13 protein-coding genes are annotated in these 15,997 nt (G+C 44.1%); 4 read left to right on the top strand and 9 right to left on the bottom strand.

Going from position 1 to position 15,997, the window contains the following annotated elements; genetic code table 11:
- Nucleotides 1-324: 324 nt before the first annotated feature.
- Both ACMXYP_RS16185 and ACMXYP_RS16190 read left to right on the top strand, forming a co-directional pair.
- Entirely contained in the window at nucleotides 325-1,431 is a 1,107-nt protein-coding gene (locus ACMXYP_RS16185; protein ID WP_415882671.1) for an FIST signal transduction protein, read from the top strand.
- Entirely contained in the window at nucleotides 1,424-4,360 is a 2,937-nt protein-coding gene (locus tag ACMXYP_RS16190; protein ID WP_415882672.1) for an EAL and GGDEF domain-containing protein, read from the top strand. Before ACMXYP_RS16185 ends, ACMXYP_RS16190 begins: the two co-directional genes overlap by 8 nt.
- A 10-nt stretch (nucleotides 4,361-4,370) precedes the next feature.
- Here the strand turns inward: ACMXYP_RS16190 and ACMXYP_RS16195 are convergent, their stop codons facing one another.
- From ACMXYP_RS16195 to rluD, 3 genes are read right to left on the bottom strand one after another with little or no spacing between them, the layout of a single operon-like run.
- Nucleotides 4,371-4,997 carry a M15 family metallopeptidase gene (locus tag ACMXYP_RS16195; RefSeq protein WP_415882673.1) on the bottom strand — a complete coding sequence of 209 codons (627 nt, stop codon included), beginning with the start codon at nucleotides 4,995-4,997 and terminating at the stop codon, nucleotides 4,371-4,373.
- A gap of 1 nt (nucleotide 4,998) precedes the next feature.
- The gene (pgeF, locus tag ACMXYP_RS16200) at nucleotides 4,999-5,730 is read right to left on the bottom strand and encodes a peptidoglycan editing factor PgeF (protein ID WP_415882674.1); all 732 of its coding nucleotides are present in this window, start codon (nucleotides 5,728-5,730) and stop codon (nucleotides 4,999-5,001) included.
- Between the two features lie 4 nt (nucleotides 5,731-5,734).
- Nucleotides 5,735-6,706: a 23S rRNA pseudouridine(1911/1915/1917) synthase RluD gene (gene rluD, locus ACMXYP_RS16205; RefSeq protein ID WP_415882675.1), complete on the bottom strand. Its 972-nt coding sequence runs from the start codon at nucleotides 6,704-6,706 to the stop codon at nucleotides 5,735-5,737.
- Between the two features lie 150 nt (nucleotides 6,707-6,856).
- Between rluD and ACMXYP_RS16210 the strand changes: the two genes are divergently transcribed.
- Both ACMXYP_RS16210 and nadE read left to right on the top strand, forming a co-directional pair.
- Nucleotides 6,857-7,795 (top strand): outer membrane protein assembly factor BamD, encoded by a 939-nt coding sequence (locus ACMXYP_RS16210; RefSeq protein ID WP_415882676.1) that lies wholly within the window; start codon nucleotides 6,857-6,859, stop codon nucleotides 7,793-7,795.
- Nucleotides 7,796-7,873: 78 nt separating this feature from the next.
- Nucleotides 7,874-8,707: an ammonia-dependent NAD(+) synthetase gene (gene nadE / locus ACMXYP_RS16215; protein WP_415882678.1), complete on the top strand. Its 834-nt coding sequence runs from the start codon at nucleotides 7,874-7,876 to the stop codon at nucleotides 8,705-8,707.
- A 56-nt stretch (nucleotides 8,708-8,763) separates the two neighbouring features.
- Here nadE and thiO read toward each other — a convergent pair whose 3' ends face one another.
- From thiO to ACMXYP_RS16245, 6 genes are all read right to left on the bottom strand, one after another.
- Complete coding sequence (gene thiO / locus ACMXYP_RS16220) at nucleotides 8,764-9,849, bottom strand: glycine oxidase ThiO (RefSeq protein WP_415882679.1); 1,086 nt, start codon at nucleotides 9,847-9,849, stop codon at nucleotides 8,764-8,766.
- A 68-nt stretch (nucleotides 9,850-9,917) separates the two neighbouring features.
- On the bottom strand, nucleotides 9,918-10,469 hold the full coding sequence (locus ACMXYP_RS16225; protein WP_415882681.1) for a GspH/FimT family pseudopilin: 552 nt from the start codon (nucleotides 10,467-10,469) through the stop codon (nucleotides 9,918-9,920).
- A 61-nt stretch (nucleotides 10,470-10,530) separates the two neighbouring features.
- Nucleotides 10,531-10,938, bottom strand: a complete 408-nt coding sequence (locus tag ACMXYP_RS16230; protein ID WP_415882683.1) for a type IV pilin protein — start codon at nucleotides 10,936-10,938, stop codon at nucleotides 10,531-10,533.
- A gap of 11 nt (nucleotides 10,939-10,949) precedes the next feature.
- Complete coding sequence (locus ACMXYP_RS16235) at nucleotides 10,950-14,435, bottom strand: pilus assembly protein (RefSeq protein ID WP_415882685.1); 3,486 nt, start codon at nucleotides 14,433-14,435, stop codon at nucleotides 10,950-10,952.
- A gap of 9 nt (nucleotides 14,436-14,444) precedes the next feature.
- Entirely contained in the window at nucleotides 14,445-14,954 is a 510-nt protein-coding gene (locus ACMXYP_RS16240; protein WP_415882687.1) for a PilX N-terminal domain-containing pilus assembly protein, read from the bottom strand.
- Nucleotides 14,951-15,991 (bottom strand): PilW family protein, encoded by a 1,041-nt coding sequence (locus ACMXYP_RS16245; protein WP_415882689.1) that lies wholly within the window; start codon nucleotides 15,989-15,991, stop codon nucleotides 14,951-14,953. Before ACMXYP_RS16245 ends, ACMXYP_RS16240 begins: the two co-directional genes overlap by 4 nt.
- Nucleotides 15,992-15,997 lie beyond the last annotated feature (6 nt).

Here is a 15,997-nt window from a genome sequence, read left to right on the forward strand (position 1 = left end):
ACTAAACCAATTATCCAGATAAGTCGGGATATACTTTAGATTAACTAATTTTTAGCCGAAACCACGAAAGTTTCAACTTTCGACCTCATATATACATGTGATAAAAATACCACGATCGCACCAAAAGAAATGAAATAAATACACGGCCTCACGAAAATGATTCACTAAGCTATATGTCTAAACAAGAGGTAAAAGAATAAGAAGTGTAGTGCAGAAACTCACTAGCACGCGTGCTAAACCAAGAATTGCATTATAGTGCGTCTCAGTATATTAATGAGCTATTGAATACCTGAATATAAATACAAAAACGAAGTAAGGTGTCAGATGTACGTTCGATTTAACAATATTCAAGAGTTAGTCGGTGTTATCAGTGGTGAGCCCCTCAATACTGATGAACATTGGTTAATCCTTCTCGCTGACAAACATCAAAACGATTTAGATAATTTAGTTCAGCCCCTCAATAACGCTGACTGTCGTTTTTTTGGAGCAGTCTTTCCTGGTCTTATTCATGGAAAACGCATGCTCTATGAAGGAGCTTTAGTTATAAAGGTTAACTGCCTTACTCCCCCAGTAGCTATACCGATGCCTTCAAAAGATGCCCAAATTGAAACCCTTCCTACATACAGTGACATACCAGAGAGCGGTGCAACATGCCTTACATTAGTAGATTGCCTTTCACCCCAAATAGATAATTTACTAAATCAGTTATATAACCGTTTTAGTAAACGCTGCAGTTACTTTGGCGCAGGTGCGGGAAACCATGAACTAAGACCTGACACTTGTATTTTTGGCCCTTGGGGTACCCTAAATGATACAGCCTTAATAGCCATAATTAACCAACCAAGTAATAGCGTCGCCAAACATGGTTGGATTCGACATTCTGGCCCCTATGTCGCCAGCAGAACAACTGGAAACATTTTACACGAACTAGATTGGGAAGATGCCGAATCTGCATACCGTCACGCCCTGCCTGAAAAATTAAGAAACACTCCTCCAGAACGCTTTTATAAAGATGTGACACCACGTTATCCTTTTGCCGTTGAGCATCCAGGTTCGGAAGATGTTGTACGAGATCCAATAGCGTTATGCGGCAATACCGATGTAATGTTTTTATCTGATATTCCTCAAGGTGCACTGATGTACCTAGTCGAAGGCTCCCCAGATAATCTAATTGAAGCAGCGAGGCAAGCTGCTGAAGAAGTCATTACTGACTTAACCTCCAGTGTTTTAGTTTGTGACTGTTTATCTCGCACCGTTGCGCTAGATAGCCAATTCCCAGCTGAACTTCGTACAGTTTATGAGCAGGTCAACCAAATTAATCCAGGGACAGATGTCTCCGGCATATTAGCCTTAGGTGAAATAGCAAGTAACGGCGATCGTCCGGTAAACTTCTATAACAAAACTTTCGGCATATGCAGTTTCTATGAGTAAAACTCCAACAGACTTAAGGTCTGATATACAGCGGATGTATGAATTATCGTTAGCTGTTGGAAATAGCCTCGACCCCGACAAAGTATGCCAAGAATTCACTACTGCACTAATGCGACAAAGTGAAATAACCTATCTTGGCATTTGGCTATTGCCGGAGAAATTTACCCATTCAATACAAGAATATAACCTTTTTTATGCTTTCCCGTTTAGCCGCTCTAAAGAGACAAACCTTCCTATTGGTCATCCCTCAATATCCCTTCCGGATGAAGATGAATTCTGCTGTTATGACCTTTGCTCCGCCACAATCGAACAACTCATTGAACATCACTGCTCAGAGGGAAGCGCAGCAATATTTCGCTTAGGGGCACTCGGCTATGTTCGGCTATTACGCGATAACAGTTACTTTTCAAAAAAGGAGCTCCGACAGTTAAGGCCCATCGTTGAAAAGCTTTTTGTAGCTTTAGGTGGTGCACTTGCCTACAAACAACTACATAAAGAACGCTCTTTCCTCGACTCTTTAGTAAACACTATCCCTGAACTAGTATGGCTTAAGGACCCAAACGGCATATATCTAGCGTGCAATCCTCGCTTTGAAGAGTTCGTTGGTGCACCTGAACATAAAATCATTGGCAAAACCGATTATGACTTTGTAAATAAGGAACTTGCTGATACTTTCCGAAAACACGACCTAGCCACGCTGCTAATAGATAAAACCAACACCTTCCAAGAGTGGGTAACTTTTGCTAATGACGGTCACCGCGCGCTGCTTGAAACGACCAAGACCCCTATGAAAGCAGCTTCTGGGGAAGTCATTGGCGTCTTAAGTGTGAGTCACGAAATTACTCAGCTACATGAAGCACAGCAAGCTTTAACCACCAGCGAAGCAATCTTCCGTAGCTATTTTGAACTCGGCTTAATTGGTATGGCATTAATTACTACTGAAGGCAACTGGATCCAAACCAACACTTATCTATGCGAAATGCTTGGCTATGAACCTGTACATCTGAAAATCACACCAATATCAGAACTGATTCACCCTGATGATAAAACCAGCTTTAGCTTGATGTGCAAAAGCTTACTTAACGGTGATTCAGACCATGTCCGACAGGAAATCCGTTTAATCAGCTATTCTGGTCCGGTTGTACATACTGAGATTGCAATGAGTGCACAAGAAAGTGCAGAAGGTCATATCAACCATTTTGTCACGCTGATATCCGATATCTCTGAACGAAAACGCACAGAGCAACAACTTAGTTTAGCTGCCAGTGTTTTTGAACATGCTAGTGAAGGCGTAATGATCACCAATGAACAAGGGATCATTCTGGACGTAAACAACGCTTTCTATCAATTAACAGGTTATAGCGCTGCAGAAGTCATTGGCCACTCGCCCAACATATTAAAATCGGGCCACCATAGTGAAGAATTTTTCGCCGCCATGTGGCAAAGCCTCAGGCAAAATGGGCATTGGCGTGGTGAAGTATGGAATCGTAACAAATCTGGTGAGATCTACGCTGAGCTACTAAATATCGCGGCAGTTAAGAGCCCAAATGGGGATACCACGCATTACGTCAGCATATTCTCAGATATTACTCAGCTGAAAGAACATCAACATCAATTGGAGAAGATGGCTCATTTTGATGCGCTGACTCAATTGCCCAACAGAGTTTTGTTATCTGACCGTTTACAAACTGCTCTGCAACACTGTAAACACCATAAACAGATAATGGCCGTCGCTTATATCGATTTAGATGAATTTAAACCGATCAATGACACTTATGGCCATGATGTTGGCGATATGCTTTTAATCGAAGCGGCTAAGCGGATGCAAGAGACCCTAGGACCGGAACAGGTCATTGCACGACTCGGTGGCGATGAATTTGTCGTTATCCTAACACAGCTAAAGAATGTCACTCACTGCCAAGGGATTCTGGCCAATTTAAATCGCACCTTAGCGATGCCTTTCCAAATAAAGCAGCGCAACCTATCTATATCAGCCAGTATCGGCGCGACACTTTACCCTGATGATAATTCCGATGCCGATACGATGATCCGTCATGCGGATCAGGCGATGTATACCGCAAAACAAACAGGGCGTAACCGCTACCATTTTTTTGATCCTGCTGTAGATAGGCAAACACAAGACCAACATAAAGCTCAAGATGAGATCCACGAAGCACTGATCAATAGAGAATTTGTTCTGTTTTACCAGCCAAAGATCAACATGCAAACAGGCGAAGTCTACGGCATGGAAGCACTGATCCGCTGGGAGCATCCCACCTTGAACTTACTACCGCCCGATAGCTTCCTACCGCATATAACAAACTCCGATCTGGCAACAAAACTTGGATCGTGGGTGATGAATGAAGCAATTCGTCAACTACGCGTTTGGAGAGCAGCAGGGCTCGAGCTATCCACCAGCATCAACATTTCAGCCGAGCACTTACAAAACCCAGCATTTCCTGAACAATTGGCTGATCTATTAGCCAAATACCCAGAGGTCCCGCCTGAAGCAATTGAATTAGAAGTGTTAGAAACCACCGCTTTCAATGATGTCAGCGCAGCCTGCGACATCATCGATAAATGTCACAAGTTAGGTATTAAGTTCGCTTTAGATGACTTTGGTACGGGCTATTCGTCTCTGACTTACCTTCGCAAAATTCCTGCTGATACCGTAAAAATTGATCGCAGCTTTGTTATGGATATGCTGGAAGACGATGAGGATAAAACGATTGTTGAAGGGATTATTGGCTTAGGTAAAGCCTTTAATCGTGGAGTCATAGCCGAGGGTGTGGAAAGCGCTGAGCATGGCCGCTGTTTGATGGCATTAGGCTGCAACCATGCGCAAGGTTATGGCATCGCTAAACCGATGCCAGCAGATCTGATCCCTGATTGGCTAGCTGCGTTTAATCTGAGCCAACATTGGAATTAAACAAGTCGAATCAGCTTATTTCGAAATCAAAATACTGATTCGGATATGGCTCATCCTGCAAGGTAAAGTGCCACCACTCCTGATGGAAAGGCACAAAGCCATGCTGAACCATTACGCGCTGCAGTAACATTCGATTCGCACGCGCCTGCGCAGATACCGCGTTTGAATCAAACCAAGATTCAGGACCAAAGAAATCAAATTCTGTCCCCATATCCAGTTCTACCCTGGAATCTAAATCGATCAATGTCAGATCAACCGTACTTCCCCGAGTGTGGCTGGAATGCCGAATAAGATATCCTTTGCTAAACAGTTCCGGGCGCTGCAATGTAGGGAAGAATCGTTTCTGTGTATGGTTAGCACCATCTTGGTCACACCAAGCAATAAACTGATCAACCGAACGCTGAGGTCGGTAGGCATCAAATACTTTTAACCCCAGACCAAATTCAGCCAATGAATGCTGAACCCTTTGCAATGCCATTGCTGCAGGTTTTGTTAACAGGCAAGTCTCGCTCAGATAACCGCAAATTGACTCACCAACAAAGTTATCGCCGGTAAAATATTTAAGATCGATAACGATGCTGGAGTCGATCTCTAGAAGATCAACAAAGAGTTCGGGCTTGGTAGTAATTAAATCCACGTTATTCAATCCAGATCAGACTTGCCATTCGGCCTGTTACACCATCTCGACGATAGGAATAAAACCGCTCTGCATCAGTATAGGTGCAATACTCGCCGCCAGAGACAAAACTTACACCTACCGCATTTAGCCTTTGGCGAGCTAACTGATAGATGTCTGCTAGATACTTGTCTGGTGAACCAACAACAGGGGTAAAAGCTTGACCAGCCTGCGCCCGAACCGCGACAAATTGATCTCGCACCTCTTCCCCTACTTCGAATGCCTCTGGGCCTATAGCCGGTCCTAGCCAAACATGTAGATTTTCTGGCTCATCAAAGCCCACGACAGCTTGCTCCAAAATACCATCAAGCAGCCCTCGCCAGCCTGCATGAACTGCAGCAACACGTTTACCATTACCATCAGCAAACAATACTGGAAGACAATCAGCCGTCATCACAACGCATGCCTGGCCCGTTTCTTGGCTCCAGCAACCGTCTGCTTCACAACAAACACCATCATCTTTAGCTTCGATCAGATCAATTCCGTGAACTTGCGATAGCCATTGAGGGTTACGCGATAAGCTCAGTTCATCAATCACAGCTTGCCGATTTTGTTTGACGTGTTCAGGATCATCTTTAACGTGATCCCCCAGATTTAAGCCTTGATAAACACCATGGCTCACACCATCGATACGTGTAGTGGTACACGCCTTAACCCCTTGAGGCGCATTCCAATCTGGGAGAATAAATTGCATTTAATTACACCATCTCATCTGCATGAGCATCTAAGTCGGCTTGAAGCAACGATAAAAGATGTTCAAAGTCGTCAGGCAGATCAACTTCCCAAGAAACTAATTCGCCCGTCTCTGGATGCCAGAGCTCCAGCTTTTTGGCATGAAGAGCCTGGCGTTTAAAGTCGCGAAGGCCTTCAATCATCTCATCGCTACAACCTTTAGGTAGACGGAAACGGCCACCATAAAGCTGATCACCTACGAGAGGATAGTTAATATGCGACATGTGCACACGAATTTGATGGGTACGGCCCGTTTCAAGCTTCAATCGGATATGGGTATGGGCACGCATTTTCTTTAATACACGATAGTGCGTAGTCGCTTCTTTGCCTACACCAACAACGGCCATCTTTTGACGGTTTTTAGCATGACGCCCCATCGGCTCATCAACTGTACCACCACCGGTCATTACACCGTGAACTACAGCTTCATACTCGCGCCCCATCGAACGCTCTTGCAACTGATCAACCAGTTCTGTTTGAGCCGCAATGGTCTTTGCCACAACCATCAAGCCAGTAGTATCCATATCAAGACGATGAACAATACCTGCGCGTGGCACTTGTGCTATATCAGGGCAGTGGAACAGCAGTGCGTTTAGCAAGGTACCATCACGATGGCCTACAGCAGGATGTACAACTAACCCCGCCGGTTTATTAATTACCAAGATATGATCATCTTCGTAAACAATATCCAGCGGTATATCCTGTGGCTGATGATCTTCGATCATCTCCAGCTGAGTATCGATAACAATGGTTTCCCCCCCAAATAATTTATCTCTGGGACGTTTTACCTCACCATCAACTTTAACTGAACCATCTTTAATCCAACCCTGTAAACGTGAGCGGGAATAATCGGGAAACAGCTGTGCTACCGCTTGATCCAAGCGCTTACCAACAAGATCATCTTCGATGCGTGCTTCTAAATGTATTTGATCAGACATTCGAACCTGTTAGAACTTTCTAAATTGATATGTCTGGGTCTGTTAACAGGCCCTATCAGTTATGGTTAAATAGGCCGTTGAATTGCATATAGCCTCTTTCTGCCCAGTATAACCCTTCGGGCAAGAGACTACACCGGGATTAATATAAAGATGCGTATTACCAAGAGTCTTATTGTTGCTTTATTCTGTCTAATGACAGCTGCCTGTTCATGGTTTGAAGATATTCAAGAATATCCAGACGTTCCTGAACAGCAGTTGTATCAGGAAGCAATCACAGCATTGGATAACGAAAGCTTCGATGTCGCGATCGAAAAATTACAACTTCTTGAAGCTCGCTACCCATTTGGTCGTTTCTCTGAACAAGCACAATTAGAACTAGTATACGCGTACTTCAAAAACTACGAACCAGAAGCAGCACGTGCAGCAGCTGATCGTTTCATCCGTTTGCACCCCAATCACGACAACATTGATTACGCATATTACCTAAAAGGTTTGACTGCGTTTGAACAAGATATCAATTGGATTACTCAATACTTACCTGTTGATGAGACTAAACGTGATCCAGGTGCAGCCCTAGATTCTTTTGAGAGCTTTTCAACACTGGTTAGCCGCTACCCGGATAGTCAATACTCTCCTGATGCGCAAAAGCGTATGGTTTACCTTAAAAACCGTCTTGCTGCTTATGAAGTCCATGTAGGCCGCTACTACATCCAACGCGAAGCTTTTGTTGCTGCTGCTAACCGCGGACGTTACGTCATTGAAAATATGCAGGAAACACCTGCTGTACCTGATGCATTAGCGGTCATGATTGAAGCTTACACACATTTAGGTCAGCAAGATCTAGCAGCAGATACGCAAGCGGTATTGGCAAAGAACTTCCCGAATTACCAATACACACCTGTTTATAAAGGTGAGAAGACTCTATTTGATGCCGCGACGTTTGACCTGTTTAGTGAGGCTAAGGAGGTTCCAGTTGCCACTCCAGTTCGTATGAATGAGAGCACTGAAACTCCGAAACCTGACCGTTCTCTCTTCAGCACCATCACTTTCGGTGTATTTGATAATGAAGACGAAGAACAAAAGAAATAACTAAGAAAAACTTAAAGGCACCTCAAGGTGCCTTTTTACTTCTTAGGGAACCTTAAAAAGAAATAAGAGAGACAAAATATGCAGGCAGAAGCGATTATCAAAGAGATGCAGGTACTACCTGAAATCGACCCTGCTAAAGAAATTGCACGTCGAGTAAGCTTTATTAAAAACACACTTAAAGCTTCCGGCCTCAAGAGCCTTGTACTCGGCATCAGTGGCGGCGTGGACTCATCCACCTGTGGCCGACTCGCGCAATTAGCAGTCAATGAACTAAACCAAGAAAGCGGCGATAACAGCTATCAATTTATTGCTATGCGTTTGCCTTACGGCGTACAGAAAGATGAAGGAGATGCGCAACTAGCACTTCAATTTATCCAACCATCACAGTCTATAGCGGTTAATGTAAAACCTGGCGTCGAAGGCATACACACAGAAGTCACAGCCTCTCTAGCTGAAGCAAAACTCAATCAGGCCTCAGAGGGCGCCGTAGATTTCGCTAAAGGCAACGTAAAAGCACGAGCACGAATGATCGCTCAGTACGAAGTTGCTGGCATTGTCGGCGGCTTAGTCATTGGTACTGATCACTCAGCAGAAAACATCACCGGCTTCTATACCAAGTGGGGGGACGGTGCTTGTGACCTTGCACCGCTATTTGGCCTGAGCAAACGCCAAGTTCGACAACTGGCTCAAGCTTTAGGTGCGCCTACACTACTTGTAGATAAAACACCTACTGCGGATCTTGAGTGCTTGGAACCTCAAAAAGCTGATGAGCAAGCACTAGGCCTAAGCTATGATCAAATTGATGATTTCTTAGAAGGCAAGAGCGTTGAAGTGGAAGTAGAGCAACGCATTATCGAGATCTACAATCGCACACAACATAAACGTCAGCCAATTCCAACCATATACGACTAAGCTTCGCTATAAAGCCTGCAAACAATGTTAATGTTTTGCAGGCTTTATTATTTTCTTTATCGATCCATTCTGTATGGATCAGCAGAGATAATTGTATCTCGACCCAGCAACATATCGGCAAGTAATCGAGTAGATGCAGGCGCAAGTACTAAACCATTTCTAAACTGGCCAGCGTTGATAAACACATTGTCCAAGCCAGTAACCTCTCCGATAAAAGGGATACCTTCTGGCGAGCCAGGACGTAAGCCAGACCAATGATGTTCGACCTCATAGTCAGCCAACGCAGGAATAATATCTAACGCAGTTGCATGTAAGGATTTTGCAGCATCCTCGGTTGTGCGTTTAGTAAAACCTATACGTTCCATTGTACTGCCCACCAGCACTCGACCATCTTTACGCGGTATCACATAACGTCCGCCCTTTAAAATGACACGATTTACCAAACCTGGTTTGGCTTTAAACAACATCATTTGTCCATGTACTGGCTCTACAGGTAACTCTCTGTCTAACATTGATAGCAACTCTGCACTCCATGCACCTGCAGCAATAATTACTTTATTAGCACGAAGCTTATGCTCTGCCGTTTCAACGCCAACAACTTGGCTACCATCAAGCTCAAAACCCTTTACTTCTTGGTTTTCTAACAGCGTCACTCGTGGATTAAGCACTAGGCTTTCACGTAGGGAACGACCTAAACGCGGGTTACGGATACTGCACACCTCTGGCATCCATAAGCCCTCCTCCAAACCAGAACAAAGATTAGGCTCTTTCTGGTAGAGGAAGTCAGCATCCACTTTACGTAAAGGTCGGTGATATTTTTGCGCCCAATCTAGAGCATCATGCTGATCCTCTACAGACACCATCAACATCCCTTTTTGGCGTAATTCAGGATCAAAACCGGTTTCATCCAAAAGATCTTGCGCTAGATGGATATAACTACTTTGCGACCACGTGGCCAGCTCTGTGACTGCATCGGGGTAACGCCAAGGATATAAAGGCGAAACAATACCACCGCCCGCCCAAGAAGATTCTTGTGCACACATTTGGCGATCTAACAACGTGACATCAGCATTAGCTTGAGCAAGCTCGCGCGCCAACATCATACCGATCACACCACCACCAATTATTAGAAAATCTGACATCTTACATCCCTAGCATGATTACTGATGCTAGGTTACTACGTTGTCAGCCTTTCTCATAACTAAATGGACTAGATTGTTCTTCTCACCCGCCCGGTCAACGAGATGACCAACTCATAAACTTCACCACCATTTTCAATGGTGAACGTCCCATTGGATCCACCCCTCACTGAGCCATCCGCTTCGTAAACGAGAGTTTCTCCTCTATTCCAAGAGATTTGATTAGCATCTGAGAAAGGAAATATTTTTAAAACCTTCTCGTCCGGTTCATCCAATTCTCTATCCTGATCTAGATCGACAAAAACCAACGCTCCCTCAGGCCAGATCAAAGTGTTAGATGCAGACGTCCCTGTACATCCACTCTCACCATCCCATCTGCATATAACAACATTCTGAACCTGAGTAACGGCTGCCATGCGTGTATATGAAAGTAAGCTATGTATTTTTTGCTGCTCAGAAATCAGCTGATTCCTCTGAAAGAATTGCCCAAAGCTCGGTAGAGCAACCGAAAGCAGTATAGTCAGAATTGCTATGGCTATTAGTAATTCAATCAATGAGAAGCCAAAAGAAAAGGCACGCAAAGATGCGTGCCCCCGAAACTTGCGAGAACAATCCTTGTTCATTTTGTACCCCCACAGTCCTTTGTAGGTGGTGCTATTCGTTTAGCCTAGAATGAGTAATTAATTAATCATCCCAACATCTAGTTCCTGGTCCAGATGAACCCCTAGCACCTGTTTGCGTTAACGTTAAATTTCCACACTCTTCCTGAGTCTGACCACCCTGAGCTGTCGCCGTAAGAGTAAATGAATCAGCATCAATCGCTGTAATAGCAATCTGATAATGAGTAGCCGAGCCATCTCTTGGCGATTTTTGAATTGGTAAAGTTGGCGTACCGTCGGCATTATAACTACCGTCGACCGTATACTGACGCTCCATCCATTGAGACATTTCGATCAACACTCCTTCGGCATCAGCCCTACGTGAGTCTCGCAAATATGACAGATATGACGGGTAGGCAACCGAAGCAATGATTCCTATTATTGCCACTGCAATCATCAGTTCTATTAGCGTAAAGCCTGCGTTCTTCTTCATTTTTCCTTACCTTACTTCACCTGAATCCATGACTGTCTACCCAGCTTGTCACCCGCCGACTCAACAGTTACTTCAATATCACCCGATGAACCTGAAGTATATTTAAGTTCATTATCACCGGTAGAGATAACACCCGGAGTTTTAATAATACCAACACCTGATTTTTTACCTGATACAGGTACCCAAGTATCTTTAACACCATCTCCATCAGTATCGATATGTACAAAATCATTGTCATTGATATTGCCATCGCCATCATTATCAAATGGTGAAATTTCTAAACGAGAACCTGTCTGAGCATCAAGTTCCATAAGGTAACCTGTACCACCAAATGAACATGGGTCAGTTTCCGGAATCAAGGTTGGGAAGATAACTCGACCATTACGCACTAATGGATCGGCAACGACCCTCTCTCCTGGGTGATCATGAGCACTATCTAATGGTGTCTCATCATAATAGAAGTCTAAGTACCAACCTTTTTGCGTGGTGTAATCCACATCGTTTGCCGAAGTCACTCGAATATCATGGGTAAACCCAGTTTCTGCAATAGGCTGCTCATCAACGATCAGCTGGGCTTGCAGGTCAGCACGCTCATCTACGACACTACCGGTATCATTAATGCCGTAGAATGATTGTGTTGTAGATGTATCTATATTGTCCCCTGTCTCAAAATACTTACCTGTGCCAAATAACACAATTACACCTTCACTGGTTCCACTCACAACTTGTGGCTTTGAGGTAATTGGCTGGCGGTTTGTGGTAGTACAAGTATTAGCTGCACAAGCCGTGAATAAGGGTAACGGATCAGCATTAGCACCATTACCATCCTTGTACGCAAAGTCCCACTGACCGTCATTCGAAGAGCTAACATCAAACTTCCACATATTCCCCTGAAGGTCACCCGCATAAATGGTGTCTGCCTTTCGATTACCATCAGTATCAATCACAATTGGGGTCGATAAACCATTTGTGCTAGCGGCGGTTCCTCGATATGCAGTTCCTGCCTTTAAGGGAGTTATAATTTCACTACCATCTTCTAAACTGAGAATATAAAGAACAGGCTCATGGTTTGCGCTGTGATAGCCATTACCAAAAATTACCGCCCACTCCCCATTTTCCATCTTAGCAACGGTTGGTTTTGAGAAGGTATAACCAAGATCGCTTAGATCACCGTCATCTAAATCCCAGAGAACATGCTCGCCACTAAAATTCAGTGGATCAGAAATATTTAGGGCAAAAATACCTTTACCACCGGCACCTAACGTCCCTACTAATGCTGTACCCCAGCCTTCACCTTGACTACCGCCCCAATCAATATAGGCATCACCTTGAACGGGTGAATTGTCTACATAAAATTGGTGACTGTAGCCTGTTGAGGTCAGATCGGCCAAGTTGCTATACACCGCTTTAGGTACATAAGCTAAGACCTCCTCACCCTCACACGCCTTTGATCCCAGAGAACAGGTGTTAGCAGTATTACCATCTCCAAGAAGCCCGTGGAGCATTCCGTCATTAGCGCCCACATAGAGCATATCGGTACGATTACCCTTCTGCCAATCTTCAGTTGTACCGGACAAATAATTGTCATAAGTAGCAAACCCCGAACCATCAAGTTCCAAGACGTAATAATTAAAATCGTCTCTTCCTGAGAACAAAGGGTCCGAATTAACTATATCCCCCAAAACGGCTGTACGTGAACGATATAGAGTACCTTCATCGCTCTGGTCACCTCGGAGATAATTTACCTGACCTGTAGTTAGTAGCGCTTGATGTGCCGTACTTAAGTTAGCATGCTCAAATGCAACACCTCGCGAACCTGCAGCGTTGTCTTCATTATAAGTAAAAATATTACGACTATTTTCTGCTGGTACTCTGCTTGCAGCATTCCAAGCCAAACTATCAACCGCCCCCGTAAAAGCATTCAAACTAAAAGCTAACAGATCTCCAGACCACGCTTCACTGGTAAAACGAGCTTGATAGATTTTTGAGTTTGTATCTAAACGGGTGGAGTTAGTTGCCACTGAAGAAGCCGACGAAATTCGCCCTGCAATACTAGCTACGGCATTATTGAAGGTTTGAATTAATGTAGAAGGCGATGCAGCTGATAAAAATTCTCCTCGACCATTAAATGCAGCATGGCGCATATCATCAATCGTTGTGGAGGTATTCCCTTCAACAGATGGCCAGTTTTTCGCACCAGATACTGTTGGTGGCGTATCATCTAAAGTTCCGTTAACACCAAAAGCTACTGTATAGGTCACCATATGTTGCTGATTATTACTATCAAAGATAGATGTCGGCACCTCATTATCAAGAGAGGAGTCCAAATCCCTTTCATAATAATGCATTGCTACATCAGCAAGCGTTTCTTCCGTTCTTTCGTGAAATGTTGGCCAATCATCAATTAAGGAACCAGAGCCTGCTATAGGTGAGCCATCTGCATATACTCCACCATCATAGTCCGTATTATTATCCGTATCAGCATCGCCTACTGAAGGATTATCACCATTCCAATAACCATCAGACATTAATACAGTGAAGTTTTGTTGACAGCTACCACCATCCGCTGAGCTCAGAATGGGGCTCGATTCTTCAGTGCCGAATAATGCAGTATCAGTAGTCCCCTCATAATATTCACCTGCTTCTTCCAACTTCTGTCTTAATGGTGTTCCTCCCGAAGAATTGATTAGACCAACTTTATCCATCAAGTCTGAGCGATTAGTTCCTGAAGTCACATCGAGAATTGGAAATGCAACAGTGTTATTGTTATGCAGAGTAGCCAGACCCAATCGAGCAGTGGAAGAATCAAAGATACTCAGCAAAGCGGCTTTCGTTACATGTTCTCGAGTTCGGTAGTAGGATGCCCAGTTAGCAAAATTCGTCTGTTCGGCTGCTGTCATCTCATCTGTAGACGTAAAGTCTGCATCATAATCAAAGCCAGCATCATCAGGATCAGGGCATTCCCCTCGCTGGAATTCACCATCATTATTGGAATCGGTCCATGTAAAATAACCTGGGCTTCCATCATAGAAATCAACTAAGTCGACCACTCCATGTCCATCATCGGGATCGTAGGGGTTAGCTCGAGCCGCCGATATACTTTGATCAACGTACGCATCACCATTTATGTCTACCCCTGGCCAAGGGGTATAAGTTTCAGTTGGATCATAATAAACGACGTTATAGCCAACACACGCCTCTAATATTTCTGCTCGACTAAATTCACTAGGCGTCATATCAACTGTGCCGTCATCATTGATGCCATCTGAAGGAAAGTCACTATTATCACTGTATTCAGCATCAGCCAATGCACCGGTAGACTTTAATATAGCCCAGCCCATACTCCCCGAATCATCCACCAAAAATAAAATATTTGGTTGAATTGCCGTGTTTACAAATAAGGGAGCTTGCGCAATTGTCGCGTGGCCCGCCGTAGGCAACAATAGAATTGAAGGAAGCAGTAGGTGAAAAAGCTGTTTAACATTGAAGAGTTTCATTATTGCCCCCTAGCGCTTATACACTATTTGTAACATAACTTCAGACGACCCTGTCTGACCTACTGCGCGTGAAGTGACTCTATAGAATCGCTTATTATCTACAGGCACTCCGACTTCCAAACTATCACTAGCAGCAGCGGCTGCCAGATCTTCCACTATATATCCAGGCAGGCTAGCAAGTTCGGTAAAACCGCCCCCCGTATACGCCCTAACAGCACTAGAGGAGGTCCAATCTATCTCTTCCCAATTTTTAGTTCCATCACCAGGCAAGGCATAGTGTCCATCAGAACCATCAAATGCAGGTAAGATAACGATCGATTCCAAATAATCCTCACCTTCGAGAAGCGCTGCCTCAGCCGCTTGGAATGCCATATTACGATCCCTCATATTACCGGCCATCCTTTCTTCCAAGCCAGTAACATCCATACCTGCCAAACCGATAATGCTGAGCACTAAAAGAAAAATCATTGTGATAATGAGTGTCGTGCCCTGCTGACTGCGTCTCGGGTGCAATGTCATAGTCGATTCCTCAACGCAATGGTTGTGGTAAATACTTTTCTCAATCGTCCATCATTAAAGGTGGTAGTGGTGCCATTAAATGCGACTGTCTGACCATCTCTCGCAATACTATCCTCACTGGACCGGACCAAAATACTCACCCTAATACTGATTATATTTTCGTCATCAGCTACTTCATCAAAAGGGACATAATAATCAGCAGTGCCATCACTATCGGTATCTTCTCCGTAGAGCACCTGCATGTTTTCTATACCTTCAACAAGTTCACTCGCTCTTGTTTCGGTCACACCAGCATTATTCCAAATTCCTTCCCTAAAAAGAGCAGGCTCACCATGAGTGTTCGTACCAATAAAGTAACGATAGAAATTCAACTGTAATACAATACCATCACTGAATTGATAACCTGTACCATTGGTTGTGCACTCAACTGGCACGCCCAAGCCCTTAGTACAGTTACCAATGTCCGTGCCATTACCGGTGTTGTGTACAATAATTTGGTTATTTGCTGTCGGTCCTGTCTTTTGAAACAGAGCAGTGTGAGTGCAATTAGTAACAACTAACAAGTCACCGACATTGAATGGGTTCGTATCGGTACAATGTAAATTGGCAGAATTCACATTATGAAAATCGACATCACAAGAATTTGAATTATCAGCAAAACGAACTTCTACTACATCTGTAGTCTCTATAGCTGAAATTGTGTTGTAGACCACTCCAGCCCCAAGGTTATCCACTCCTGTAATTGTGGCATCAAAGTCAAGATAGCTAGGCAATGCAGAGCTAGCATCTCGTAGCGTATTTGCAAAAGTTGTATTACTTGTACAACCAGAATAACCTGCCTGCCTTAAATCTCGTGTTAGAAAAGCCATCGCGAAACGTCCATTTTCCTGCAATTTAGCTAAACCGGACTGCAAGGTATAGGTTTCTTTACTGCTTATAAAAGCCTGAAGAACTCCTACCACTAACAACAAGCCGATAACAACAGATACGAGCAGCTCTACTAACGAGAAGCCTTTTTGGTTAGGTCTTCGTTTCAAATCGGC

Origin of the sequence: Neptuniibacter sp. QD34_54 (assembly GCF_047778055.1) — a bacterium.
Classification (GTDB): domain Bacteria; phylum Pseudomonadota; class Gammaproteobacteria; order Pseudomonadales; family Balneatricaceae; genus Neptuniibacter.

Bases quoted from the DNA above. Each gene is read 5' to 3' on its own strand.
- ACMXYP_RS16185 (WP_415882671.1), top strand. From the start codon at position 325: ATGTACGTTCGATTTAACAATATTCAAGAGTTAGTCGGTGTTATCAGT.
- ACMXYP_RS16190 (WP_415882672.1), top strand. From the start codon at position 1,424: ATGAGTAAAACTCCAACAGACTTAAGGTCTGATATACAGCGGATGTAT.
- pgeF (WP_415882674.1), bottom strand. From the start codon at position 5,730: ATGCAATTTATTCTCCCAGATTGGAATGCGCCTCAAGGGGTTAAGGCG.
- rluD (WP_415882675.1), bottom strand. From the start codon at position 6,706: ATGTCTGATCAAATACATTTAGAAGCACGCATCGAAGATGATCTTGTT.
- ACMXYP_RS16210 (WP_415882676.1), top strand. From the start codon at position 6,857: ATGCGTATTACCAAGAGTCTTATTGTTGCTTTATTCTGTCTAATGACA.
- nadE (WP_415882678.1), top strand. From the start codon at position 7,874: ATGCAGGCAGAAGCGATTATCAAAGAGATGCAGGTACTACCTGAAATC.
- thiO (WP_415882679.1), bottom strand. From the start codon at position 9,849: ATGTCAGATTTTCTAATAATTGGTGGTGGTGTGATCGGTATGATGTTG.
- ACMXYP_RS16225 (WP_415882681.1), bottom strand. From the start codon at position 10,469: ATGAACAAGGATTGTTCTCGCAAGTTTCGGGGGCACGCATCTTTGCGT.
- ACMXYP_RS16230 (WP_415882683.1), bottom strand. From the start codon at position 10,938: ATGAAGAAGAACGCAGGCTTTACGCTAATAGAACTGATGATTGCAGTG.
- ACMXYP_RS16235 (WP_415882685.1), bottom strand. From the start codon at position 14,435: ATGAAACTCTTCAATGTTAAACAGCTTTTTCACCTACTGCTTCCTTCA.
- ACMXYP_RS16240 (WP_415882687.1), bottom strand. From the start codon at position 14,954: ATGACATTGCACCCGAGACGCAGTCAGCAGGGCACGACACTCATTATC.